Origin of the sequence: Streptomyces sp. NPDC097595 (assembly GCF_044761525.1) — a bacterium.
GTDB lineage: Bacteria > Actinomycetota > Actinomycetes > Streptomycetales > Streptomycetaceae > Streptomyces > Streptomyces drozdowiczii_A.
The window spans coordinates 142622-167431 of sequence record NZ_JBIWCN010000020.1 but is presented as its reverse complement, the minus strand read 5'-3'; the positions used below and the strand labels follow the sequence as shown (position 1 = coordinate 167431).

Sequence of the window (24810 nt, the reverse complement as noted above, 5' to 3'; positions counted from 1 at the left end):
CGCGCCGCCCCCCCCCCCCCCCCGCCCCCCCCCCCCCGCCCGCCCCCCCCCCCCCCCCCCCCCCCCCCCCCCCCCCCCCCCCCCCCCCCCCCCCCCCCCCCCCCCCCCCCCCCCCCCGACTCATTGAATGACCCGGTCCGGTGGACGGAGGGGTCATGAGCAAGGAGAGAGAACGGGATGGGACTTCGCGCACAGGTACGGACGCGGGACGGCTGGGCCGTGCAGCACGCGGTCGTGACGGTCACCGACATGACCGGCACCCAGGTGCTGCGCGCCGCCGCCGACGAGTCCGGGGCGGTACGGGCCGACACCCCGCTGTCCGCGGGCGCGTACACGGTGATCGTGACGGCGGTCGGGTACGCCCCCGCCGCCTCCACCGCCCTCGTCACGGCGAGCGGCACGGTCGAGGCGGGCACGGTGGTGCTCAACCGCCAGGGCGGCGTGGAGCTGCCGCCGCCGGGCGCCTGGTCGCTGGACCCGGCGCACTCCTCGGTGGGCGCGGTCGCGCAGCACCTGGGGATCTCCAGCGTGCACGGCCGGTTCACCGAGTTCGGCGGGCGCATCGAGATCTCCGAGGACCTCCAGAGCTCCCGCGTGGAGGCGGTCATCGACGCGGCGAGCATCGACACCGGCAACGGCATGCGCGACAAGCACCTGCGCTCCCCCGACTTCCTGGACACCGACCGGTTCCCCGAGATCACCTACCGCTCCAGCGGGCTGACCCCGGCCGGGCCCGACCGCTGGACCGTGCACGGCGAGCTGGCGATGCGCGGCGTGCGGCGGCCCGTCGACCTCGACCTGAGCTACCTCGGCACCGGCCCCGACCCGTGGGGCGGGGTGCGCGCGGCGTTCAACGCGACGGCCGAACTCCGCCGCGAGGACTTCGCCATGAACTACAACCAGGTGGTCCAGGCGGGCATCGCGGCGATCGGCACCACGCTCCGCGTCGAGCTCGACATCCAGGCCGTGCAGGGCGATTCCCTGCCCGCGGTCTGACAGTCCTCCGCCGTAGGGTCGGTTCCATGGCACCCAACATCGCAACGAACACCGCCGTGGAACTCGACGCACTGCTGGACTTCGTACGGCCCCGGCACCGGGCGATCCTGCTGACCACCCGGGCCGACGGCCGCCCCCAGGGCTCCCCGCTCACCTGCGGCGTGGACGACGCGGGCCGGATCGTGGTCTCCACGTACCCCGAGCGCGCCAAGACCCGTAACGCCAAGCGCGACGCGCAGGTCAGCGTGATCGTCCTCTCCGACGACTGGAACGGGCCCTGGGTCCAGATCGACGGCTCCGCCGAGGTCATCGACACGCCGGACTCGGTGGAGCCGCTCGTCGAGTACTTCCGGAACATCTCCGGCGAGCACCCCGACTGGGACGAGTACCGGGCGGCGATGGTGAAGCAGGGGAAGTCGATCATCCGGATCACCCCGGAGCGCTGGGGCCCCGTCGCCACCGGCGGCTTCCCGGCCCACCTCGCCCCGTGATCTCCCCCGCCCTGCTCGACCGGGCCCGGATCGTCGCCGGGCCCGAGGTCGGCGAGGCCGCCGTGCGCGGACTGGCGGCGGCCACCGGGCGCACCGTCGAACGCGGCCCCGTCGAGGGCCCCTTCGTGTACGTGGGTGCCTCGCTGCCCGACGCGGTGCGCGGGGCGGACCTGGTCTGGTTCCACAGCGTCAACGCGGGCACGGACGCCCTGCTGCGCTCCGGGCCCTGGCCGGAGGGCGTGCCGCTGACCCGGACCGTGGGGCGGATGGGTGAGCGGATCGCGCAGTACGTGCTGGGCTGGGTGCTCGCGGAGTGCCAGTCGGTCTCGGAGTTCGCCGCCCAGCACGCCCGCGCCGAGTGGCGCCGCATCGACTCCGAACTCGTCGCCGGGCAGACCGCCGTGGTGCACGGCATCGGCCGCATCGGCTCCGCCGTCGCCACGCTGCTCCGGGCCTGCGGCATCCGGACCGTGGCCGCCGCCCGCACCCCGCGCCCGGTGCCGCCCGGCTTCGACGCGGTGGTCCCGGCGGACGAACCGGTGGCCGCCCGCTGGGTGGTCGCCGCGCTGCCGCTGACCGGGGCGACCACCGGGTACTTCGGGGCGGACCGGTTCGCGGCGATGGGCGGGGCGACGTTCCTCAATGTGGGGCGGGGGGCGACGGTGGATCCGGTGGCGCTGGAGGGCGCGTTGCGCTCCGGGGCGGTGGGGCGGGCGGTGCTCGATGTGCTGGCCGACGAGCCGGCGGCGCCCGGGGACGCGTGCTGGCTGCTGCCGCGTACGGTCGTCACCTCGCACTCCGCGGGGATCACGGCGGACGAGGACATCGTCACGGACTTCGCGGCGTGCCTGCGGGAGCTGTCGGCGGGGCGGGTCCCGGTGCTCACGGTGGATACGGGGCGGGGCTACTGAACCCTCAGCGAGTGCGCTCCCGCATCGCCTCGATCCCCGCGATCAGCAGGTCCAGCGCGAAGGTGAAGTCGCCCTCGCGGGTCTCCTCCACGGTGGCCCCGCCGCGCGCCGCCGGCAGGCCGGGCGAGTCCTCCACGAGGCCGTCGAGCCGGGGCTGCTCCTGGATCGCCGCCCTCGCCTGCCGGACGTACTCGTCCTGGCTGAGCCCCGCCTCCGCGCTGCGCCGGGCGAACCGGCCCTCGGCCGTGCCGAATCCGTACACGAACTGGAAGACCGCGGACAGCGCCCCGCCCCGGCTCTCCGGCGGCAGCCCGGTCGCCCGGATGACGTCCCGCACGGTGCGGGTCACCAGCAGCGCGTGCGGACCGAGGTTGAGGAAGCGGCCCGCGAGCGGCGAGACCCAGACGTGCCGCACCAACAGCCCCCGGTACGCGGCCGCGACCGCCCGCAGCCGGTCCGGCCAGGGGGCGTCGGCGGGCGGGGGCGCGATCTCGCTGTAGACCGCGTCGAGGGCCAGTTCCAGCAGGTCGTCCTTGGTGTCCACGTACCAGTACAGGGACATCGCGGTGACGTTCAGCTCGGCGGCCAGCCGGCGCATGGAGAACTTCGCCAGGCCCTCGGCGTCCAGCAGGCGCACCGAGGCCGCGGTGATCCGCTCCCGGTCGAGCCCGGCAGGCTGGTCCGTGCGGCGGGAGCTCGAGGGCTGCCGGGTCTTCAGCCACACGCTGGACCGGACAGGGTTCTCCACGCGGTCGGCCGCGGACACCATGGCGCACTCCCTCGTCTCGCCGGTGGGACGGACGGACCGGCGGCACACCGCGTACCCCTGAAACGGAGGCGTACGGTCCGGCAGGTCCCGCCCGATGCTATGCCGCTGTCGCGGCCGGATCAGCCGAGCGTCGGGGTGGTTGGGGCGTACAAGTGTCTTCTCGTGGGTACGGTGCCGGTCGCCGCATCGGATACGACCTGCCCCGGAAGCTGGAGTGATATGTCACTGCGTCGTCGTACGGTGGAAGTCCTGGTGGCCGCAGGCTTGTTGGGGGCCGCGCTCGCGCCTCCCGCGACGGCGGCGGGGCACGGGCGGGCGCCCGGTCAGTCGGTGCCGCTGCGCGTCGCCACGTACAACATCCATGCCGGGGCCGGCATGGACAACGTCTTCGATCTGGACCGGCAGGTCGCCGCGCTGCGCGCCCTGGACGCGGATGTGATCGGGCTCCAGGAGGTGGACGTCCGCTGGGGCGACCGCAGCGAGTGGCGTGACCTGGCGGCCGAGCTGGGCCGGCGGCTGCGGATGCATGTCTCCTTCGCGCCGATCTACAGCCTCGACCCGGTGGAGGAGGGCGGGCCCCAGCGGGAGTTCGGCGTCGCCGTGCTGTCCCGGTACCGGATCGTGAGCGCCGAGAACCACGATCTGACCCGGCTCTCCACGCAGGACCCGAACCCGGTCCCGGCGCCCGCGCCCGGCTTCGGCGAGGTGGTGCTGAAGGTGCGCGGGCTGCCCGTCCATGTGTACGCGACGCATCTCGACTACCGGGCCGACCCCTCCGTCCGGGTCGCCCAGGTCGCGGACACCCGGCGGATCATGGCGGAGGACCAGGCGCACGAGCGGCGGCCGGTGCGGCAGATCCTGCTCGGCGACTTCAACGCTCCGCCGACCGCGCCGGAGCTTGCGCCGCTGTGGAAGGAGCTCACCGACATCGAACCCGGCGGGCCGACGTACCCGGCGCTGAATCCGGTGCAGCGGATCGACTATGTGGCGGTTTCGAAGGACACCGTGCGGGTACGCGGCGCGGCGGTGGCCGAGGAGACGGTCGCCTCGGACCACCGCCCTGTCGTGGCCGATCTGTTGCTGCGGCGCTGAGTTCTGCGGTTCAGCTGTCTGTCGTCGGTTCGGTGAGGTCGTAGAAGGTGGCGCTGCCCGCCGTCACCTCCTTGAAGTTCTTCTCCACCCAGGAGGAGATCTGCGAGGCGGTGCCACTGCCGCTGCCACCCATGCCGCCGCCTCCGCCCATGCCGCCGCCCGAGACGAAGTAGTGGATGCGGCCGTCCTCGACGTACTTCTTGAACTGCGCGAGGGTCGGGGACGGGTCGCTTCCGTTGAAGCCGCCGATCGCCATGACGGGCTCCTCGGTGGCGAGTTGGTAGCTCGCGGCGTTCTGGGAGCCGATGGCCGCTGCGGCCCAGGTGTAGTCGTCGGCGTTCTTCTCCAGGAGCGCCTCGGCCTCGGAGCCGACGGACGCGCCGTTGAGGAGACCGCCCATGCCGCCGGCTCCGCGTTCGCCCATGGTGGGCGGGGTGCCGCGTCGGCCGTTCTGGGTGGATCCGCCGTTCTGGGTGGGGGGTTGGCCCTGGGTCCGGCCTTGGTTGGGCGGGGTGCCGGTGGGGGGTTGGCCCATGCCCGTGCCCTGTTGACCGGTGCCCTGCTGGTTGGTGCCCTGCTGGTTGGTGCCGGCCTGGCCCGGGGGCATGCCACCGCCCGGTCCGCCACCCCGGCCGCCGCCACCGCCACCGGGGCCGCCGGGGCCGCCGCCCATGCCGCCCATGCCGCCCGAGGACGGGCCCGCCGTGACGATGGAGCCCTGGTGGCCCGTGTTCAGGGTGCTCACGGTGTACGCGGCCGGCCCGGCAAGCGACGCGGCGATGCCCAGGACCACTGCGACAACTGCCAGTTGACGGCCCAACCGGGCCACGAGCAGCAGGCCCACCGCCGCCACGAGGCCGGTGACGAGCACGGCCGTCCGCAGCCACGGCTGGTAGTCCGGGGTACGGCCGAGGAGCACGTACGCCCAGTACGCCGTCACCGCGACGGTCGCGGCCAGCGCGGCGCCCGCCCACCAGCGGGCCCGCTCCTCCCACAGGACCGTGACGCCCATGCCGATCAGCGCGGCCAGATAGGGGGCCAGGGCGACCGTGTAGTACTGGTGGAAGATCCCGGCCATGAAGCTGAACACGGCGGCAGTCATCAGCAGCGAACTGCCCCACGCGAGGAACGCCGCCCGCGCGGTGTCCGTACGCTTCGCGCGCCAGGTCAGCCAGATTCCGGCGACGAGCAGGATCAGGGCGGCGGGCAGCAGCCAGGAGATCTGGGCGCCCACCTCGGAGTTGAACATCCGGCCGATGCCGGTCTCGCCCCACTGACCGCCGCCGCCCCGGCCGCCTCCGCCGCCGACGCTGCCGGTCTCCTCGCCGTTGATCCGGCCGAGCCCGTTGTAGCCGAAGGTCAGCTCAAGGAACGAGTTGTTCTGCGAACCGCCGATGTACGGGCGTGAGGAGGCGGGCCACAGTTCGACGGCCGCCACCCACCAGCCGCCCGCGACGACCATGGCGAGCGCGGACAGACCGAGCTGCCCGAACCTCTTCCGTACGGGGACCGGCGCGAACACCGCGTACAGCACGGCCAGCGGCGGCAGGATCAGGAACGCCTGGAGGGTCTTCGACAGGAACGCGATGCCCACCGCGACGCCCGCCCACACCAGCCACTTCGTGCGGCCCTTCTCCATCGCGCGCAGCACGCAGTAGACGGTGACCGTCATCAGCAGCGCGAGCAGCGCGTCCGGGTTGTTGAAGCGGAACATCAGCGCGGCGACGGGCGTCAGCGCGAATACCGCCATGGTGAGGAGCCCGGCGGCGGCGCTGAACCGGCGGCGCACGGCCGCGTACAGCACCCCGGCCGTCGCGGCCGCCATTACCACCTGCGGGGCGAGGATCGCCCAGGAGCTGAGCCCGAAGACCCGCACCGACAGGGCCATGGGCCACAGGGTGGCCGGCGGCTTGTCCACGGTGATCGCGTTGGCCGCGTCCAGCGAGCCGAAGAAGAACGCCTTCCAACTGCGGCTGCCGGCCTGCACGGCGGCGGAGTAGAAGGAGTTGGCGTAGCCGGAGGCGCTGAGGTTCCAGAGGTACGCCAGTGTGATGGCGAGCAGGAGGGCCAGGAAGGCGGGGCGCACCCAGGGGGCGTCCTCGGCCCGGCCGCGCCAGATCCGGCGGGGCAGGGAGGCACCGGCCCGTGCGTGCCCCGGGGGCGTGTCCGGCCGGGCGGCCGGAGCGTATGCGGGGTCGAGCGTGGTCATCGGGCGTTCCTCAGGTCGTGGGTGGTTTCGGCGGCGGGCGGTGCGGGAACGGCGGCTTCGGGTACGGGGTTTGCCGGGTGGGCGGCCGGGAAGGGCGGGGCCACGGCGGGAGTCGGCGCGTGGTTTGCCGGGTCGGCGCCGGGGAACGTCGCGGCCGGCTCAGGACCCGTCACCGCGTTTCCCCGCTCCCGGTCCGGGAAGACCCACGCGCGGAACAGCAGGAAGCGCAGCACCGTCGCCGCGAGGTTCGCCGCGATGAGCACCGCGAGTTCGGTGCTGTGGGAGGGCGAGCCGGAGGCCGCGCCCAGGGCCGCCAGCGAACCGCTGGTCAGGGCGAGGCCGATGGCGAAGACCACGAGGCCCTGTGCCTGGTGACGGACCGCGCCGCCCCGGCCGCGTACCCCGAAGGTGAGCCTCCGGTTGGCGGCGGTGTTCGCGACGGCCGAGACCAGCAGCGCGGCCCCGTTGGCGAGCTGGGGCCCGGCGCCGAGCCGGAAGAGGGAGTACAGCGCCAGGTAGAACAGCGTGGACAGGGCGCCCACGACGCAGAACCCGACGAGCTGCCGGGCCAGCCCGCCCGGCACCCCGCCGATCGCCCGGTCGCGCGGATCGTCCCCGAAGGGCCGCGCCAGCCGGTCCAGCGGCAGCGCGCCGACGGCCAGCGCCCGCCCCACCCGCCACACGCCCTTCAGGTCATCGGTGGCGGTCCGGACGATGTGGACCGTGGAGTCGGGGTCGTCCACCCAGTCGACGGGCACCTCGTGGATGCGCAGCCCGGCCCGTTCGGCCAGCACCAGCATCTCGGTGTCGAAGAACCAGCCGGTGTCCTCCACCATCGGCAGCAGCCGCTGCGCGACCTCGCGCCGGATCGCCTTGAACCCGCACTGCGCGTCACTGAACCGCGCGGCCAGCGACGAACGCAGGATGATGTTGTAGGCCCGCGAGATGAACTCCCGCTTCGTCCCCCGCACCACCCGCGAACTCCGCGCGAGCCGCGAACCGATGGCGAGGTCGGAGTGCCCGGAGATCAGCGGCGCCACCAGCGGAAGCAGCGCGTTGAGGTCGGTGGACAGATCGACGTCCATGTACGCGAGGACCGGCGCGTCCGAGTGGGTCCAGACGGTACGGAGCGCACGGCCGCGCCCCTTCTCCTCCAGCCGGAAGGACCGCACCCCCGGCAGCGACCGCGCCAGCCGCTCCGCCACCTCCGGCGTCCGGTCGGTGCTGGCGTTGTCGGCGACGGTGATCCGGAAGGCGTACGGGAAGGTGCGGGCCAGGTGCTCGTGCAGCCGCAGCACGCACGGTTCAAGGTCCTTCTCCTCGTTGTAGACGGGTACCACCACGTCGAGCACGGGCGCACCCGCCGCACCGCCCACGCCGGCGAGGAGGTGGTCCCGGGCCGGCAAGGTGCTCCAAGGAGTCTCTGTTCGCATGCCACCGACAGTCGCCAACCCCGCTGTCACGGCCATGTGCTGAGGCTGTGGGCCAGATGTGAGTGACCCCGGGCGCCCGCGCTCAGAGCTCGGCGTCGCCCCACTCCGTGACGGCCACCTCGTCGCCGGCCGACAGCTTCCCCGACGCGACCACGGCAAACTTCGCGCCGAACACGACGCCCCCGCTCGCCGCCCTTCGATAGCCGGCGAGCGTGCGCAAGGGCTCAGGACCCCGCCGCACCCCGGCCTCCTGCGCGACCAGGGTGACGGCACAGCGCACCGCGAGCTTGGCGTAACCCAGCTCGGCGCCGCCGATGACGACGCGGCGGGCGCGGTCCTCGGCGTGCGGTTCGTCCGCCCAGCCCCCGTCGACGACGATGTTCGGGCGGAAGCGGTCCATCGGCAGGGGCGGGGCGCCCTGCTCGGCCATCCGCCGGTTGAGGAGGTCGAGGGAGGCGACGGAGAGCAGGTGCACGGCGCTGCTGTCGGCGTAGCCGGACGGGCCGGGGACCAGCCCGTCGGCGATCCGATCGTGCTCCGGCGGCACCCGCACGAGACGGCTGGGAGTGCCGAGGACCTCCGAGAGCCAGGCGGCGGCCTCTTCCCCCTGGTCGATCCCCCGAAACGTGTCGCCGAACAGATCGACGTCACGACGCGGCGCGGACGTCGTCACGTCGAGGCACACCGTGCCGTGACCGTCCGTACCGAGGGCGAGGCGGGCCCCATCGGCGCTGACGACGGGCCGGATCAGGGCGAGGCGGGGATGCCGGCGCTGTGTGCGGAAGACGCCGTCCTCGCTGATGACCATGAAGCTGCGGTCATGCGCGAGGCCCGCCGGCGTCAGGAACGCCTCGCTCACCGACGTACCCGCACATCCCTTGACGGGATAGCAGACCAGTTCCGTCACCCTTGCCATGCGCCGCTCCCCTTCGGTCTGCGACCACTAGGTCAGGACAGACAGAATTCGTTGCCCTCGGAATCGGCCAGAACGACGTTGTCCGCGTGCCGTTCCAGGACAGTAGCCCCGAGAGCGGTCAGCCGCCGGATCTCCGCCCAGAAGCGGGCTGTGGACGCCGGGTGGGCACAGTCGAAGACGATGTCGTGAAGTCGCGCCATCCGCTCATGATCGAGGCGCCCGACCGGCCGTGTCACGCGGCCTTCCGGTCGCGGCGCGCTCCGCCGGCAGCCGCACCGCGAACACCGTCTCGCCCGGCACCGACCGCACCTCCACCCCGCCGCCGTGGGCCGTCACCACCGCCTGGACGATCGCCAGGCCGAGGCCCGTCGAACCGGCGTTGCGGGAACGGGAGGCGTCACCCCGGGCGAACCGTTCGAAGACGTGGGGGAGGAGGTCCGGGGGGATGCCGGGGCCGTCGTCCCGGACCTCAACGGTGACCCAGGGGTCGCCGGGTCCGGCCAGGACACGGGCGGTGACCGTGGTGCCGGGCGGGGTGTGGGTACGGGCGTTGGCCAGGAGGTTGACCAGGACCTGGTGGATACGGGTCGGGTCGGCGCGGACCGTCGCCGGGGCGTCCGGCAGGTCCAGGCGCCACTGGCGGGCGGGCTCGGCCCGGTCCGCCGCGCGGGCGTCGCTCACCGCGTCCACGACGAGCGGCGAGAGATCGGTGCTCTCGTACGAGAGCGGGCGGCCCGCGTCCAGGCGGGCGAGCAGGAGCAGGTCCTCGACCATGCCCGTCATCCGCTGGGCCTCCGACTCGATGCGGCCGAGCGCGTGCCGGGTGTCCGGACCGGGGTCCTCCCGGCCGCGCCGGGTCAGTTCGGCGTAGCCGCGTATCGAGGCGAGCGGGGTCCGCAGCTCGTGGCTGGCGTCCGCGACGAACTGGCGCACCCGCGTCTCGCTGCGCTGCCGGGCATCCAGGGCCGAACCGACGTGCCCCAGCATCCGGTTCAGCGCCGCGCCGACCTGGCCGACCTCGGTGCGCGGGTCCGCCTCGGCGTCCGGGACGCGTTCCAGGAGGGCCACCTCGCCGCTGTGCAGCGGAAGTTCGGAGACCCGGGTCGCCGTCGCCGCCACCCGGCGCAACGGCCGCAGCGCCACACCGACCATCGCCGCGCCCGCGATCCCCGCCGCGACGAGCCCCGCGCCGGTCACGCAGACCTCCACCAGGATCAAGGTGTTGAGCGCACGGCTCACCTCACTGGTGGGGATGCCGACGAGGACCGTGCCGCCGTCGTCCGTCGGCACCGCCCGCACCCGGTAGCCGCCCAGGCCGGGCAGTTCGACGTCGTGCGCGCGGTCGTCCGCCCTGACACCGGCCTCCGTCACCGCGTCCCGCTGCGCGTCGGTCAGCGGTTCGGTGTTCTCACCGGCGTCGAACCCGCCGTCCTTCACGACGGCCGAGTCCGTGATCTCCCCCCGCTCGACCAGCGCGCCGAAGGTCTCCAGCGGCTGGCCGCCCATGCCGATGAAACCGAGCGGATCATGCGCCGGGGACGTTTTGGGACCCCCGGGGGTGGGAACGCCCGGCGCCCGCTGCGCCCGAACCGCGATGTCCCGCAGCTGGTCGTCGAGTTTCCCGTACATGTAGCTGTGGAAGGCGATCGCGGTCACCGAGCCGATCACGGCGGCGACCACGGCGATCAGCGTCACCGCCGAGACCACGAGGCGGGTGCGCAGGGTCCACGGCCGCCGCACTCCGCTACTCACCGGGCTTGATCAGATATCCCGCCCCGCGCCGGGTGTGGATCATGGGCGTACGGCCCGCGTCGATCTTCTTGCGCAGGTAGGAGATGTACAGCTCGACCACGTTGGCCTGGCCGCCGAAGTCGTAGTTCCAGACCCGGTCCAGGATCTGCGCCTTGCTGAGCACCCGGCGCGGGTTGCGCATCAGGAACCGCAGCAGCTCGAACTCGGTCGCCGTCAGGTGGATGTTCTTCCCGTCCCGGCTCACCTCGTGGCTGTCCTCGTCCAGCATCAGGTCGCCCACGACGAGCTGCGACTCGCCGCGCGCCGCCGCCGCCGTCCCCGACCGCCGGATCAGTCCGCGCAGCCGGGCCACGACCTCCTCCAGGCTGAACGGCTTGGTGACGTAGTCGTCGCCGCCCGCCGTGAGCCCGGCGATCCGGTCCTCCACGGAGTCCCGCGCGGTCAGGAACAGCACCGGCACGTCGGACAGTTCGCGCCGCAGCCTGCCGAGGACGGCGAGCCCGTCCATGTCGGGCAGCATCACGTCGAGGATCACCACATCGGGCCGGAACGCACGCGCCGCGCGCACGGCGGCCGCGCCGTCCCCGGCACTGCGCACCTCCCAGCCCTCGTAACGAAGCGCCATCGACAGCAGCTCCGTGAGCGAAGCCTCGTCGTCCACGACCAGCACCCGCACAGGGGTACGGTCCGGCCTGAGCAGTTCGGTACGCCCCTGGGGCGAGGTCGTCGTCGTCATGACGCCAGCCTGTGAGACGGCTCTGAGAGAGTTCTTTTCCGTTTCTGTGAATTCCCTGAGAAAGCCGCGCCGGGGATCTCAGACGCCGAACAGCGCCTTCGCGTTGTCGTGACAGACGGCCCGGAGCCAGTCGTCGCCCAGGCCGAGCCGTTCCAGGGCGTGCAGTTGATGGGCGTACGGGTACGGGATGTTCGGGAAGTCCGTGCCCAGCAGCACGCGGTCGCCGAGGTCCGCGAGGCGGCCGAGCTCCGCCGGCGGGAACGGGCTGAACTCCTCGACGAAGTCCGTGAACGCCATCGTCGTGTCGAGCCGCACCTCCGGATACGTCTCCGCCAGCGTCAGGAACTCCGTGTACTCCGGCATCCCCATGTGCGCCACGATCAGCGGCAGCCGGGGATGCCGGGCGAGGACGCGGCCGATGGGGCCGGGCCCGGTGTGCTTGCCGGGGGCCGGGCCCGAACCGCAATGTGCCACGACCGGGATGCCCGCCTCCGCGAGCAGACCCCACACCGGGTCTAGCAGGGGGTCGTTCGGGTCGTACGCGCCGACCTGGAGGTGCGCCTTGAAGACCCGGGCCCCCGCCTCGACGGCCTCCCGCACATAGCGCCCTGCGTCCGGTTCGGGGAAGAACGTCGCCGTGTGCAGGCAGTCCGGCGTGCGTGCGGCGAAATCGGCCGCCCAGCCGTTCAGCCAGGCCGCCATCCCCGGCTTGTGCGGATACAGCATCGACGTGAAGCGGAGCACCCCGAACGAGCGGAGCACGGCGAGCCGTTCCGCCTCCTCGTGCCGGTAGGCGATCGGCCACTCCAAGCCGGTCAGCGGGCCCACCGAGTCGAAGTACGCCCACACCTTGCGCAGGACCCGCTCCGGCATGAAATGCGTGTGTACGTCGATGAGCCCGGGCAGCCCGAGCCGCTGCCGGAACCGCACCACGTCGTCGTGATCGTCACCCATACGGGCGACCCTCTCAGAACAGCCCGTCCTGCGCCGCCCCACCCCCCACCACGACGGTCGGCACGCTCACCCCGGCCGCGCCCGCCCCGGCCGCCGCCAGCGTCCAGCCGGGCATCAGCCGGGTGTCCACGATGACGAGACCCTGCGGACCCGCGTCCAGATGGAGGTCGGGTCCGGCCGCCGCGACGAGCCTTCCCGCCACCGCGCCCCCGTCCACCAGGCCGGCCACCGCCCGGACGGGCCCGGGCCTCGCCATTGTCCGGCCCTCCCCCACCCCCAGCCGGAACACCCCCGCGTGGTCCACCGCCGCGAACGGCAGCCGCTCCAGCGCCTCCGGCCAGCCGGCGCCCTCCAGGGCCGCCGCCTTCCCGTACAGCTCCGCGAGCTCGCCCGCCCGCTCCGCCGGGTCCGGGAGCCCCGCCCGCACCTCCCGCTTGCGGGCGTACGGAATGCGGTCCGGGACCCCGAGGGCCGCCCGCAGCACCTCCTCGGCCCGGCGCGCCGCCATCAGCGGCCCCCGGCCCAGCCAGCTGAAGACCACCGCCCCCTGCTCCCGCAGCCGCGCCGCGCCCCGCTCCTCCCCGGTGATCCCGACCTTCACCAGGCCGGGCCCGAACCACGCGAGATACACCCGGTACGTGCGGGGGTCGTCCGGGATCGTGTCGGCGGCCACCGAATGCGCCCGGTCGAGCCGCCCGCACTCCGGGCAGCGGCCGCCCGTGCTCGTCGCCGGCACCACGGCACCCAGCGGGCACGCGTTGCCCCGGGCCCCGGAGCAGCGCCGCTCGCCGGACGCCCGGAAGCCGAACTCCGTTCCGTACACCAGAACGCTCGCCCGCGTCCGCGCCCCCTTGCGCCAGCCCAGCGCGGGGCCGTCGGAGCCCTCGGGCCAACGGAGGCCGGTGCACTGCCAGTCCATGTCCGCAGCGTACGGGCGAGCACTGACAACGGGCCCGGGGCTACGATTCCGGGCATGACGACCGTGCAGGACGTGGACCGGTTCGAGGCGGCCAGGCCCCGGCTGGAGGCCATCGCCTACCGCCTCCTGGGCTCGGCGAGCGAGGCCGAGGACGCCGTGCAGGACACCTACCTGCGCTGGCAGGCCGCCGACACCGGGCGGATCGAGGTCCCCGAGGCGTGGCTGACGAAGGTCCTCACCAACCTCTGTCTCAACCAGCTCACCTCCGCCCGCGCCCGCCGCGAGACGTACGTGGGCGCCTGGCTGCCCGAACCGCTGCTCGCCGGGGACCCGATGCTCGGCCCCGCCGACACGGTGGAACAGCGCGAGTCGGTCTCGTACGCCGTGCTCACGCTCATGGAGCGGCTGACGCCGGGCGAGCGGGCGGTGTACGTGCTGCGGGAGGCGTTCGGCCATCCGCACCGGGAGATCGCGGAGATCCTGGACCTGAGCGAATCCGCCGTGCAGCAGGTGTACCACCGGGCGAAGAAGCACATCGCCGACGGCCGGACGCGCACCGAGGTGGACGAGGCCGCCGCCCGCCGCGTCATCGAGGAGTTCCTGCTCGCCGCCGCAGGCGGCCGTACCGAACCTCTCGTGGAGCTGCTGACCTCCGACGCGATCTCCCTCGGCGACGGCGGCGGAAAGGTGCCCGCCCGCGCCAAGGCGTTCGAGGGCGCGAAGGCCGTCGCCACGTTCATGCGCGGGCTGCTCAAGCCGGGCAAGGCGAAGACCGCGATGACCGGCGGTTCCGTCGAGCTGCACATGACCTACGCGAACGGCTCCAGCGCCGTTCTGGCGGTCGTCGGCGAACGGGTCATCGGCGTCATGAGTGTGGAAGTCACTCCGGAGGGGATCGCCTCGTTCCGCAACCAGGTCAACCCGGACAAACTGGAACGCGCGACCCGGCGGTGGGCGGCCATGGAACACGGAAAGCCGCTGCTCACAGCCTTCTAATTACTTAGTGACGCAGGTCACACCGCTCTCCTGTCAGGAAAGCGCGGGCTACCCGGTTCAAGGGGCGAGAAACCACCCCGCAGGGGCGAACCCGCGCGAGACAGGAGCAGGCACATGCAGCAGCACCGCATCATCGTCCTCGGAGCCGGATACGCCGGAGCCATCGCGGCGGGCCGCGTCGCCAAGCGGCTGCGCCGCGAGGACGTCAGCGTCACCCTCGTCAACGCGGAGCCCGACTTCGTGGAGCGCGTCCGCATGCACCAGCTCGCGGCCGGCCAGGACCTCAAGCCCCGCCCCTTCACCGAGATGTTCGCCGGGACGGGCGTGGAGCTGAAGGTCGGCCGGGTCACCGCCGTGGACGTCGACCGCAAGGCGGTCACCGTCGAGAGCGCGGACGGCGAGGAGGAGCTGACGTACGACTCCCTCGTCTACGCCCTCGGCAGCGCCTGGAACACCCAGGGCGTCCCCGGGACCGCCGAGCACGCCCACGAGATCGCGAGCCGCCCCGGAGCGCTCCGGCTGCGCGAACGGCTGGCCGCCCTCGCGCCCGGCCAGTCCGTGCTGATCGTCGGCGGCGGGCTGACCGGCCTCGAAGCGGCGACCGAGTTCGCGGAGGCCCGCCCGGACCTCGACATCGCCCTCGCCGCACGCGGCGGACTCGGCGACTGGCTCTCGCCCAGCGGCCGCGCGCACGTCCGCAAGGTCTTCGACCGGCTCGGGATCACCGTCCACGAGAACACCGCCGTCGCGGAGGTCGGCGCCGGTTACGCCACCACGGCCGAGGGCACCTCGTTCCAGGCGGCGGTCACCGTCTGGACGACCGGCTTCGCGGTCCACCCGCTCGCGGCGGCCACCGCCCTGGAGACCTCGGAGACCGGCCAGATCGTGGTCGACGCGACCATGCGCTCGGTCTCGCACCCCGACGTGTACGCGATCGGGGACGCGGCCCTCGTCGCGGGCCCCGGCGACAAGCCGCTGCGGATGTCCTGCGCCTCGGGCGTCCCCACCGCCTGGCAGGCCGCCGACGCCCTAGCGGCCCGCCTCGCCGGCACCAAGATCCCGTCCACCCCGCTGCGCTACTTCAACCAGTGCGTCTCACTGGGCCGCAAGGACGGCCTCATCCAGTACGTCACCGCCGACGACCACGCGGTCAAGGCAGCGCTGACGGGCCGTATCGCCGCGCTCTACAAGGAACTGGTCTGCAAGGGCGCGGCCTGGGGCGTAGCCAACCCGACAGCCGGCATGCCGACCCGCCGCCACCCGGTGGCGGTGTCCACCCCGGTCGCGCCGGTGGAGACCGCTGGGCGGTGAGGGGGACCCGGGCCGCCGCCTCCCTTCCCGCGCCCGCCTGAACTACTCCTCCTCGGCAGCCTCACTTGCGGCCTCCGGTGCAGGTTCAGACACCACGTTGACCCTCAAGCACCCGTCCACGCCGAACATGTCGATCAACTGAGAAAGATGGGCACGGGCCGCGCTGCTGCCAAGGCTCTCGTCGGTGCTCATCCGCGCCCCTCCAGCTCAGCCCAGACAACCTTGCCCCAACGGCGCTCGTGCGTACCCCAGTCGGATGCCAGAGCCGCCACAAGTAACAGGCCCCGCCCACCTTCGTCGCTGTCTCCCACCTGACGTTCGACGGGCAGCGCGCGGCTGAAGTCGGTGACGGCCACGCGTACCGCCCGAGGAGCGGTCCGCTCCACGACTACGCGGATGGAGTCCCGGCGGGCGTACCTCACGGAGTTGGCGACGAGTTCGCTCACAATCAGGGCGCAGTCGTCGGCCAACTCCTCCAAGCCCCAACAGGACAGGGCGGTATCGGTGAAACGTCTGGCGGAAGCGGCGCTCTCCGGCTTGCGCGGCATCGTCTGGCTGTACCCGGGAGGCCCGATGGGGCGGGCTTGCGCTGTAGCTTGCGGCATGTCGGTCTGCTCTTTCAGATCGGCCGAGCCCCGGGGCCGGTCGCACGGCCGCCGGGGCACTGTCCGCTCATGTAAGCGACATGCGAGAACGGGTCACAGGGGCGCTGCGTCCTACTTTCAGGACGCTAAGCGCAGACCCCGAGAAACTCGGCCAACGGCCGCAGCCCTGCCGGGTGGTTGGGCAGGGACCAAAGGTCCCGCACGATGGCCACGGCCAAGGTGTGGTGCTGCATCCACGTAGGTGCCACCCGGCGCAGCGATTCCAGAGTCGTTACGGCTCCGGCCGCGTCCCCCGTGTCCGTGTGCGCCCGTGCCACGTCCAGAAGCAGCCACGTGCGCCACGACGGCGGTGTGTCCTTGCTCAGCCGCATCCCCTTGGCCAGGGCCAGGGCATCCTGCGGGTGCCCGTACTGAACGGCCAGCCGAACGCGCTCAATCCGCACGGAGGACGGGCTGAAGACGCTGACCATCCGGTTGTCACCGCCGTCAGGCAGCTTGGCGACGCGTGCGGCCTCCTTCTCCGCCGCCCCCATCATCGCCGCCGCACGCTCGTAGTCCCCGCTCCGCGCGGCGGACGTGGCAGCACTCATGGTCAGTGCTCCCCACACCTTCAGCCCGTCCACGGTGTCGAGGCGCCCTGCGCTGACCATCTCGTCAGCGGTACGCAGCGCGATGCCCAGTGCGTCCTCCAGACGGCCCTGCCGCTGATACGTCCAGGCCGTGGAGTTGACGATCATCGGCACGAGCAGCGGATCGGCCGACTGGCCGGCCGCCTCTATCGCGCGCTCCAAACTGATGAGAGCGAGATCGGTCTTCCCCATCCGCACAGCAACATGCCCGGCAAGCTGAAGCGCCTTGCCCAGTGCACCGAATCCGGCCCGCCGCACATCCCCCTCGGGTGAAGCGGTGGCCGCGCGCGCATCCGAAATGAGCTCCGGCAGGGCCGTCATGACGGCGTCGAACTCGGCGGAGTGGTAGTGCGTCCACCCCTCCGCGATCCGCTCACGCAGCCGACCCATCGAGAAGCCGTCCCCGGGCGGCTCCGGCTCCGGCCCCCACAGCGCGGGCATGATGGCGCGACGCACCGCCACGAAGCGCGGCCCATCGTTCTCCCCCGAGGCCGCGACAGCGGGCGGGTCCCCCAGGAGTGTGGTCAGCTCAACGCCGAGACCGTTCGCGAGCGCGTGCAACGTAGGAAGGCGTGCCGACTGCTTCCGCCCCTGCTCAAGCTGCCTGATCACATCGACGGACACATCCGCCCGCTCGGCCAGCTCTTCCTGCGTCAGAGAAGCCAACCGCCTCAACCGCCGCAGAGTCCGCCCCAGATCGTCGTTCGCCACGCAGCCCAAGGTACGCCCGTGATCAGGCACGGACAGGAGGACCAGCGCGACGGACCCGCTGCCCATCCAGCACAAACGCAAGAGGCCCCGGATTTCTCCGGGGCCTCTCACCTGCTGTGCACTCGGCAGGATTCGAACCTGCAACCTTCTGATCCGTAGTCAGATGCTCTATCCGTTAAGCTACGAGTGCTTGTGCTTCCGGGGTTTTTTCTGCCCCGTCTGCGTTGCGAGAACAACATTACATGACCTGCGCCGGGACGCGAAATCCATTAGGCGCACCCGGCCTGAGCTGGGCAGATGCCGGAGAACGAGCGAAGCCCCGGTCCTGGGGACCGGGGCTTCGGTGTGGTGCGGAGGCGGAGGGATTTGAACCCTCGATGGGGGGTAAGCCCCAAACCGCATTAGCAGTGCGGCGCCATAGACCGGACTAGGCGACGCCTCCATCCGCAACGCCCGCGCGAGCGCGAGTGGTGCGTGCAGATGATGACACAGCTGCACGCTGCGCCACCAATCGCGGCCTACGGTACTAGGCGGTCGGCCGCGAGGGCAAAGCGGTTGCCGTGCGCAACGCCGGGGCGCGTCGCGCGTTAGGCAGGGCGGGGGCGCCGCCCCCGCAGGTTCTTCCGCCACAGGAGTCCGCCATGATGCGCCGTCTCGCTCTCACCGCTGTCGCGTCCCTCGCCGCGCTGTCCGCCGCCGCGCCCGCCGCCACCGCCGCGTCCGGGCCCCTCCCGTTGCCGCTGTCCCTGCCGCTCCTCCAGGACGACGGCGACGGAACGCGGCTCACCGTGGTCGTCGCCGGGTCGGGGAACCCGGAGGCCGACGGCAGGTACGAGCTGGAGTGCGGGCCGGCCGGGGGGAACCACCCGGTCGCGGCACAGGCGTGCGAGCGGCTGGATCAGCTGGAGGGGGAGGGGGCGGACCCCTTCGCGCCGGTTCCCCGGGACGCGATGTGTACGCAGCAGTACGGCGGGGAATCCACCGCCCGCGTCACCGGCACTTGGCACGGCCGCCACGTGGACGCCTCGTTCCGGCGGACCAACGGGTGCGAGATCGCCCGGTGGAACGGTCTGCGGCCGGTCCTGCCGAACGTGCGGTGACCGGCCCCGGGGCCCGCGGGCGGGGCGCCGCGGGGCGCGATGCGACTCGGAGCCGTACAACGTACGCACCAAACCTTGGTGAGAGCTCCCCCTCATCCGCAGCCCCACGCCCCTCCCCTGCCTTTAGACTCCTTCAGTGACAGCCTGAGGCCCGAGGGGCAAGATGGGGCCCGCTGTCGGGCAAGGTGCAGTAATCAGGGAGGAAGCGTCGTCGTGAGCAGCAGGCCATCCCGAGGCGCTGCTCGCCTCGCAGCCATACTCGACGCCCTTCCGGACGGGCTTCTGCTCGTCAACTGCAACGGTACGGTCGTCAACGCCAACACCATCGCCCTCGAAATGTTCGAGACCCCGGGCACCGCGCTCGTCGGTCGCGGGCTGCTCGATCTGCTGCCGGAGTTCGACTCCAAGCTGATCCCGGGGTCGATGCGCCGGCCCGAGGCTGCGGACGAGCGGGGCCGTACCAAGCCCACGCGCATGATCGCGCGGCGTACCGACGGCAACGAGTACCCCGTCGAGGTGACCAGCGCCAGCCTGGAGGACGGGCAGGCGGCCTACAAGGACGTCCAGGGCTCGTACGGGGGCAGCTACACCGGTGACGAGCTGCTGATGCTCGTCGTGCGCGACCTCTCCGGCACCGTCGACACCGAGGCCGAGCTCGCCCGCTCGCAGCGCCAGACCGAGATGATCCTGCGCGCCGCCGCCGAGGGCGTCGTCGGTACGGACACGGACGGCCGGGTCGTCCTGGTCAACCCCGCCGCCGCGCAGATCCTCGGCTTCCGGGCCAGCGATCTCGGCGGCCAGGAGCTGCACCCCCTGATCCTGCACTCCCGCGCGGAGGGCGAGCCCTTCCCGTACGAGGAGTCCCCACTCGCCGACACGCTGAAGTCGGGACGCAAACACCGGGTGCGCGGGCAGGTTCTGTGGTCCAAGAGCGGGGAACAGGTGCCGGTCGACCTGACCACCGCACCCGTCCGCGACGGCGACCAGCTCGTCGGCGCCGTGATGACGTTCACCGACCGCCGCCCCTACGAGGAGCTGGACAAGCAGCGCAAGGACGAGATCGCCGAGCTGACCGCGAGCCGCACCGCCGCCGTCAGTGAGCTCACCGAGCGGCACACCGCCGAGCTCGCGGCCCTCAAGGAGGCGCACGCCTCCGAGCTGGCCGACCGCACCGAGCGTTACGCCTCCGAGCTGGAGGAGCAGTCCGAGCGGCTGACCGACCTCACCGCCCGGCACACCCAGCTCACCGCCGTGCTCGGCGAGTCGCTGCGCGGCCCCCTGGAGGAGCTGCGCGGTGAGCTCTCCGCCCTCGCCGCCGACCCCGCCGGCCAGCTGTGGCCCGAGGCGAACCAGATCCTGCACCACCTGGCCGCGGGCTACGCGCGCATGACGACGCTCATCGACAACGTGCTGGGCTACCAGCGCCTCGACGCCGGATCCGAGGCACTCGTCAAGACGCGTGTGCTGCTCGACGGTGTCGTCACGGCCGGTATCGACGCCTCGGTCGAGCTGATCGGTCCCGGCCGCGCCCAGTTCGCGGTGCACGCCCCGCCGATCGAGGCCGAGGTCGACGCCGGACGCCTGGTGACCGCCCTCGCGCACCTCGTCGCGGACGTCGCCGGCGTCGACTCGACCGGCAAGGCGCGGGTGGTGCCCGGTGGCGGTTACGTCGACTCGACCGTCGTGGTCGCCGCCGCTCAGCGCGGTGATGTCGTACGCATCGAGGTGCGCGGACCGTTCGCCGGGGGAGACCCGGTGCACGTGCCCATCGTGAGCGGCATCGTCCGTGCGCACGGCGGTGTGCTCCAGACGCACGAGATGCCGGGCATGAGCGGCAGTGCGTACGTGCTTGAGGTGCCGATCGGCGCGGGAGCGGGGACCGTGGCGCCCCCGGAGCCGACCGCCGTGCCGCAGGTGGAGGCGGCTCCTCCGGTGGCGCCCGAGTCCCTTCCCCCCGGGGAGGCCGATCATGCGGGTCCGGCGCCGGTGGTGTCGGACGCGCCCGAGGCGGGTAGGGGGCGGCGCCGTGCGCGGCGTTCCTCCACCGATGCCTTCCTGGACAGCCCCATGGGCGGCTCCGACGACAGCGGCGAGGTGGAGGCGGCCCCCGGGGACACCGGCGCGGCCGCGCCGACCGGGCGCCGGCGTGCGCGCCGTGCGGCCCCCGCTCCCGAGGCCCCGAACGAGCTGATCCCCGCCCAGCAGGTCACCGAGGGCTCCGGACGCCGTCGCGGGCGGCCCAGCCCCGCCGAGACGGGCACCCCGGGGCAGGCCCTCGCGCTGCCCGCGGCCGCCCCGTCGGAGGGGTCCGTGGTGACCGCCGCCGAGGGTGCGCAGGCCGGCCGCCCGCAGCTCGGGCAGACGGTGCCCCCGCAGGGCGTTCCGGCCGGGGCGCAGGTCCCGGTCGCGGCCGGCGGACACCGGGGGAACGCCGGTGACGAGGGCCGCCTCGCCCTTCCCCCCGTAGTGAACGCCGTCGAGTCCACGGCACCCGCCGCCTTCTCGAACCTCACCGACGCCGCCCGCCCTGCGCCCGCCCCGGGGGCCCCGGCGCAGGAGCTGCCCGTCCCGGCACCGCAGCCGACCGGGCGACGCCGCCGCGCCCTGGCCGCCGCCCAGGAACGGGCCGCCGCCGCCGAGGCCGGACCACGCGTCCCCTTCGCCCTCCCGCCCGCCGACGCGGACCGGGCGGCCCCTGCTGCCGTGGGGCCGGACGGGTCCCTGGGGGCAGAGGTCGGGGGTGCGGGTTCCGCCGACGCGCTTGAGGGCGCCGAGTCGGGTTCGCACGGCGCCGGTGTGGGTACGGGCGAGGCCGGGCCCGCCGCGTACCAGCCCGGGGCCGGGCTGCCCGGCGCTCCGGACGCCGACCCCGGCGCCCCCGCCGCCACCCCGTCCGACTCCCCGGCCGGCACTCCGGAGCCCGCCCCCGTGCCGCCGCAGGCCCAGCACGCCCCCACCGGCCGGCGCCGCGCCCGCCACGGGGACACGGGTGCGCAGGAGGTGCGGCCCGCACCGTTCGCGCTGCCCGCCCCGGCCGTACCGCCCGCGCAGACCGCACCGCCCGCCGAAACCGCGCCGCCGGCGTCCGCCGAAACCGTCGCGGACCCCAGGCTCGGCACCCCCGGCGCCCCCTTCGCGCCCCCCGCGCAGCCGGAGCCGCACCCCGGCGGCTGGGGCGACGACGACTCCTCCGGGCAGGGGCCCGCCGCACCCGCCGCCGCGCCGGAGACGCAGAGCACCGGGCGTACGGCCCACACCACGGGCACGGCCACCCCCGCCGGCCCCCCGGCCCGTCCCCGTACGCTGGCGCCCGCGCCCGACGCCCGGCGGCAGCCGCTGCCCGCCGAGGCGCCGATGCCGGGGGCGTCCGACTCGACGCAGGGGCGCGCGTTCAGCGTGCGCACGCTGGGGCAGGGCGTGCCGTTCGCCCAGCACATCGCCCACCAGCAGAACCAGACCCTGGGCGGCGGCAGCAGCGTCGGCCGGCGCCGCAAGCTGGCCGCGCCGCCGGAGCCCGAGCCCGGCAAGGACGAGCGCCCCGCACCGCCCACCCCTGCTCCGGCCCCCGCGCCCCCGCAGCCCGCGCCCTCGGCGCCCGCCGCCACACCCCCCGCCCCCACCGTGCACGGGCAGGGATCGGGCCGACTGATCTCCGCGCCCGCGGCGGAAGGACGCGCGTACGCCATCGGAGCGCCCGACGAGGGCGCGGCCGAGGGGCCGGAGCCGCTGGACGGTCCCGGCGGCGCGGTCGAGGTCGCCAACCGACCGTCCCCGCAGCCGGTCGACGACGAGCTGCCCCCCGAGCCGCTGGACAACCCGCGCCGGCTGCTCGTCTGGCCCGCGCCCGACGTCTCCACGCAGCAGGCGCTGAGCGACCGCGGTTACCGGCCGGTGATCGTGCACTCGCGCGAGGAGGTGGACGCGCAGATCGCGGCGTTCCCCGCCGCGCTCTTCGTAGACCCGCTGACCGGGCCCATCACCCGAAAGGCGCTCCAGTCCCTGCGGCAGGCGGCGGTCGCCGCCGAGGTGCCCGTACTGGTGACCGCAGGGCTGGGACAGGCGTCGCGGGAGGCGGCGTACGGTGCCGACCCGGCCGTACTCCTGAAGGCGCTCGCGCCGCGCGACAGCGAGCAGCACCCGCCGCGCGTCCTGTTGATCGAGGAGCACCAGGACATCGCGGCCGCGCTGACGGAGACGCTGGAACGGCGGGGCATGCAGGTCGCCTGCGCCGCGACGGACAGCGAGGCCGTGGCGCTGGCGACCCGGATGCGGCCGAATCTGGTGGTGATGGACCTGATGCAGGTGCGCCGCCGCCGGGCCGGGATCGTGGACTGGCTGCGCGCCAACGGCCAGCTGAACCGCACCCCGCTGGTCGTGTACACCTCGGCCGGCATCGACGAGGCGGAGCTGCCGCGCCTCGGCTCCGGCGAGACCGTGCTGTTCCTCGCGGAGCGCTCCACGAGCGACGAGGTGCAGTCCCGCATCGTCGACCTGCTCGCCAAGATCGGCACGAACTGACCGACGTACCGAGGCATACGGCGAGGGCGGTACGGGAACGCACCCGTACCGCCCTCGCCCTTTCAGTACAGGGACTCAGAGCTGCGTGATGTCCAGCTCGCCCTGCGCGTACTGCTTGCGGATGACCTTCTTGTCGAACTTCCCGACGCTCGTCTTCGGCACCGACGGGATGACCGACCACCGCTCCGGCAGCTGCCACTTCGCGATGCCGGACTCGGCGAGGAACGCCCGCAGCGCCTCGTAGTCGGCGGTGGCGCCCTCCTTGAGGACGACGGTGGCGAGCGGACGCTCACCCCACTTCTCGTCCGGGACGGCCACGACGGCGGCCTCCGCCACGTCCGGGTGGGCCATCAGCGCGTTCTCCAGCTCGACGCTGGAGATCCACTCGCCACCGGACTTGATGACGTCCTTCGCCCGGTCGGTGAGCGTGAGGAAGCCGTCCTCGCTGATCACACCGACGTCCCCGGTCTTCAGCCAGCCGTCCTCGCTGAACTTGTCCTCGGGCCGCAGCGCCTCGCCGTCCGCGCCGCCGTAGTACGCACCGGCGATCCAGGCGCCACGCACCTCCAGCTCACCGGCCGACTCGCCATCCCACGGCAGGTGCTCGCCGCCCGGGCCGACCAACCGCGCCTCGACACCGGCCGGGAAGCGGCCCTGGGTGACGCGGTAGGGCCACTCCTCCTCGGGGCTCAGTCCGGCGGGCGGGTTGGCCATGGTGCCCAGCGGCGAGGTCTCCGTCATGCCCCAGGCGTGACAGAGGCGGACGCCCAGCTTGTCGTACGCCTCCATGAGGGAGGGCGGACAGGCGGCGCCCCCGATCGTCACATTGGCCATGGAGGTGAGGTCGCGCGGGTTGGCGGTGACCTCGGCGAGCAGCCCCTGCCAGATGGTGGGAACGGCCGCGGCGTGCGTCGGGCGCTCGCGCTCGATCATGTCCGCGAGCGGGGCGGGCTGGAGGAAACGGTCCGGCATCAGCATGTTGACGCCCGACATGAACGTCGCGTGCGGCAGTCCCCAAGCGTTTACGTGAAACTGCGGGACTACGACAAGGGTGGTGTCCTTGTCGGTCAGGCCCATCGACTCGGACATGTTGACCTGCATGGAGTGCAGGTAGATCGAACGGTGCGAGTAGACGACGCCCTTCGGGTCCCCCGTCGTGCCGGAGGTGTAGCACATCGCGGCGGCCTGGCGCTCGTCCAGCTCCGGCCAGTCGTAGCTGGTGGGGCGGCCGGCGAGCAGCTCCTCGTAGTCGTGCACGCGCACCGTCGCACCGTCCAGGACGGAACGGTCGCCGGGACCCGAGACGATCAGGTGTTCCACCGACGTCAGCTGGGAAAGCAGCGGGGCGATGAGCGGCAGCAGGGAGCCGTTGACGATGACGACCTTGTCGTCTGCGTGCTTGACGACCCAGACCAGCTGCTCGGCGGGAAGGCGGAGGTTCAACGTGTGGAGGACGGCGCCCATGGACGGGATGGCGAGGTACGCCTCCACGTGCTCAGCGTTGTTCCACATGAGCGTGGCAACGCGCTGATCTGCGTCGATGCCGAGCTCGTCGCGCAGGGCGTTGGCGAGCTGGGTGGCGCGCCGGCCGATCTCCGCGAAGCTGCGCCGGTGCGGCTCCGGCTCTCCGGTCCAGGTCGTGACCTGTGACTTCCCATGAATCGTCATCCCATGCGTCAGGATGCGGGTGACAGTCAGCGGTACGTCCTGCATGGTGCTGAGCACGGCGTCCTCCCGGTGGGCGCTACGCGGCAGTAAGGTT

At 73.1% G+C, this 24810-nt stretch carries 21 protein-coding genes and 2 tRNA genes; 8 read left to right on the top strand and 15 right to left on the bottom strand.

The window, feature by feature from the left end:
- Nucleotides 1-177 precede the first annotated feature (177 nt).
- Genes ACIQZN_RS27835 through ACIQZN_RS27825 form a run of 3 tightly spaced genes read left to right on the top strand, consistent with a single transcriptional unit; the run spans nucleotide 178 to nucleotide 2398 of the window.
- Nucleotides 178-996 (top strand): YceI family protein, encoded by an 819-nt coding sequence (locus ACIQZN_RS27835; protein ID WP_403999335.1) that lies wholly within the window; start codon nucleotides 178-180, stop codon nucleotides 994-996.
- A gap of 26 nt (nucleotides 997-1022) precedes the next feature.
- On the top strand, nucleotides 1023-1487 hold the full coding sequence (locus ACIQZN_RS27830; RefSeq protein ID WP_403999332.1) for a PPOX class F420-dependent oxidoreductase: 465 nt from the start codon (nucleotides 1023-1025) through the stop codon (nucleotides 1485-1487).
- On the top strand, nucleotides 1484-2398 hold the full coding sequence (locus tag ACIQZN_RS27825) for an NAD(P)-dependent oxidoreductase (protein WP_403999329.1): 915 nt from the start codon (nucleotides 1484-1486) through the stop codon (nucleotides 2396-2398). Before ACIQZN_RS27830 ends, ACIQZN_RS27825 begins: the two co-directional genes overlap by 4 nt.
- A 4-nt stretch (nucleotides 2399-2402) precedes the next feature.
- Here ACIQZN_RS27825 and ACIQZN_RS27820 read toward each other — a convergent pair whose 3' ends face one another.
- The gene (locus tag ACIQZN_RS27820) at nucleotides 2403-3167 is read right to left on the bottom strand and encodes a TetR/AcrR family transcriptional regulator (protein ID WP_403999326.1); all 765 of its coding nucleotides are present in this window, start codon (nucleotides 3165-3167) and stop codon (nucleotides 2403-2405) included.
- Nucleotides 3168-3386: 219 nt separating this feature from the next.
- Here ACIQZN_RS27820 and ACIQZN_RS27815 point away from each other — a divergent pair, with 219 nt between their 5' ends.
- Complete coding sequence (locus tag ACIQZN_RS27815) at nucleotides 3387-4259, top strand: endonuclease/exonuclease/phosphatase family protein (RefSeq protein ID WP_403999324.1); 873 nt, start codon at nucleotides 3387-3389, stop codon at nucleotides 4257-4259.
- 10 nt (nucleotides 4260-4269) lie between these two features.
- On the opposite strand, the gene ACIQZN_RS27810 is transcribed toward ACIQZN_RS27815, so the two are convergent.
- The 8 genes from ACIQZN_RS27810 to ACIQZN_RS27775 all read right to left on the bottom strand — a co-directional run bounded on the left by ACIQZN_RS27810 (nucleotide 4270) and on the right by ACIQZN_RS27775 (nucleotide 13178).
- Nucleotides 4270-6468, bottom strand: coding sequence for an ArnT family glycosyltransferase (locus tag ACIQZN_RS27810; RefSeq protein WP_403999322.1), 2199 nt, complete (start codon nucleotides 6466-6468; stop codon nucleotides 4270-4272).
- A complete protein-coding gene (locus ACIQZN_RS27805) occupies nucleotides 6465-7901 on the bottom strand; it encodes a glycosyltransferase (protein ID WP_403999320.1) in 1437 nt (478 codons plus the stop codon). The genes ACIQZN_RS27810 and ACIQZN_RS27805 overlap by 4 nt, the downstream gene beginning before the upstream one ends.
- Before the next feature lie 82 nt (nucleotides 7902-7983).
- The gene (locus ACIQZN_RS27800; protein ID WP_403999318.1) at nucleotides 7984-8817 is read right to left on the bottom strand and encodes an MOSC domain-containing protein; all 834 of its coding nucleotides are present in this window, start codon (nucleotides 8815-8817) and stop codon (nucleotides 7984-7986) included.
- Nucleotides 8818-8849: 32 nt separating this feature from the next.
- Nucleotides 8850-9017 carry a VOC family protein gene (locus tag ACIQZN_RS27795; RefSeq protein WP_403999315.1) on the bottom strand — a complete coding sequence of 56 codons (168 nt, stop codon included), beginning with the start codon at nucleotides 9015-9017 and terminating at the stop codon, nucleotides 8850-8852.
- A gap of 4 nt (nucleotides 9018-9021) precedes the next feature.
- Entirely contained in the window at nucleotides 9022-10557 is a 1536-nt protein-coding gene (locus ACIQZN_RS27790) for a sensor histidine kinase (RefSeq protein WP_403999380.1), read from the bottom strand.
- A gap of 4 nt (nucleotides 10558-10561) precedes the next feature.
- Nucleotides 10562-11305: a response regulator transcription factor gene (locus tag ACIQZN_RS27785; RefSeq protein ID WP_403999312.1), complete on the bottom strand. Its 744-nt coding sequence runs from the start codon at nucleotides 11303-11305 to the stop codon at nucleotides 10562-10564.
- 78 nt (nucleotides 11306-11383) lie between these two features.
- Nucleotides 11384-12259: an amidohydrolase family protein gene (locus tag ACIQZN_RS27780; RefSeq protein ID WP_403999309.1), complete on the bottom strand. Its 876-nt coding sequence runs from the start codon at nucleotides 12257-12259 to the stop codon at nucleotides 11384-11386.
- Nucleotides 12260-12272: 13 nt separating this feature from the next.
- On the bottom strand, nucleotides 12273-13178 hold the full coding sequence (locus ACIQZN_RS27775; RefSeq protein WP_403999306.1) for a DUF2797 domain-containing protein: 906 nt from the start codon (nucleotides 13176-13178) through the stop codon (nucleotides 12273-12275).
- Nucleotides 13179-13232: 54 nt separating this feature from the next.
- On the opposite strand from ACIQZN_RS27775, the gene sigJ reads away from it, so the two are divergent.
- Together sigJ and ACIQZN_RS27765 are read left to right on the top strand one after the other, a co-directional pair.
- Complete coding sequence (sigJ, locus tag ACIQZN_RS27770) at nucleotides 13233-14174, top strand: RNA polymerase sigma factor SigJ (protein WP_403999304.1); 942 nt, start codon at nucleotides 13233-13235, stop codon at nucleotides 14172-14174.
- A 114-nt stretch (nucleotides 14175-14288) separates the two neighbouring features.
- Complete coding sequence (locus ACIQZN_RS27765; RefSeq protein ID WP_403999301.1) at nucleotides 14289-15485, top strand: NAD(P)/FAD-dependent oxidoreductase; 1197 nt, start codon at nucleotides 14289-14291, stop codon at nucleotides 15483-15485.
- Nucleotides 15486-15527: 42 nt separating this feature from the next.
- Here ACIQZN_RS27765 and ACIQZN_RS27760 read toward each other — a convergent pair whose 3' ends face one another.
- The 5 genes from ACIQZN_RS27760 to ACIQZN_RS27740 form a co-directional block, all read right to left on the bottom strand.
- Complete coding sequence (locus tag ACIQZN_RS27760; RefSeq protein WP_403999299.1) at nucleotides 15528-15677, bottom strand: hypothetical protein; 150 nt, start codon at nucleotides 15675-15677, stop codon at nucleotides 15528-15530.
- Nucleotides 15674-16090 carry an ATP-binding protein gene (locus ACIQZN_RS27755; RefSeq protein WP_403999296.1) on the bottom strand — a complete coding sequence of 139 codons (417 nt, stop codon included), beginning with the start codon at nucleotides 16088-16090 and terminating at the stop codon, nucleotides 15674-15676. The genes ACIQZN_RS27760 and ACIQZN_RS27755 overlap by 4 nt, the downstream gene beginning before the upstream one ends.
- Nucleotides 16091-16215: 125 nt before the next feature.
- Complete coding sequence (locus ACIQZN_RS27750) at nucleotides 16216-17430, bottom strand: helix-turn-helix domain-containing protein (protein ID WP_403999293.1); 1215 nt, start codon at nucleotides 17428-17430, stop codon at nucleotides 16216-16218.
- Between the two features lie 117 nt (nucleotides 17431-17547).
- Nucleotides 17548-17620: transfer RNA gene (locus ACIQZN_RS27745), tRNA-Arg, on the bottom strand.
- Between the two features lie 161 nt (nucleotides 17621-17781).
- Nucleotides 17782-17872: transfer RNA gene (locus tag ACIQZN_RS27740), tRNA-Ser, on the bottom strand.
- Between the two features lie 199 nt (nucleotides 17873-18071).
- Between ACIQZN_RS27740 and ACIQZN_RS27735 the strand changes: the two genes are divergently transcribed.
- Both ACIQZN_RS27735 and ACIQZN_RS27730 read left to right on the top strand, forming a co-directional pair.
- On the top strand, nucleotides 18072-18530 hold the full coding sequence (locus ACIQZN_RS27735) for an SSI family serine proteinase inhibitor (protein WP_403999290.1): 459 nt from the start codon (nucleotides 18072-18074) through the stop codon (nucleotides 18528-18530).
- Between the two features lie 213 nt (nucleotides 18531-18743).
- Nucleotides 18744-23048 carry a PAS domain-containing protein gene (locus ACIQZN_RS27730; RefSeq protein ID WP_403999287.1) on the top strand — a complete coding sequence of 1435 codons (4305 nt, stop codon included), beginning with the start codon at nucleotides 18744-18746 and terminating at the stop codon, nucleotides 23046-23048.
- A 75-nt stretch (nucleotides 23049-23123) separates the two neighbouring features.
- Here ACIQZN_RS27730 and ACIQZN_RS27725 read toward each other — a convergent pair whose 3' ends face one another.
- Entirely contained in the window at nucleotides 23124-24773 is a 1650-nt protein-coding gene (locus ACIQZN_RS27725; RefSeq protein ID WP_403999284.1) for a long-chain fatty acid--CoA ligase, read from the bottom strand.
- Between the last annotated feature and the right edge of the window lie 37 nt (nucleotides 24774-24810).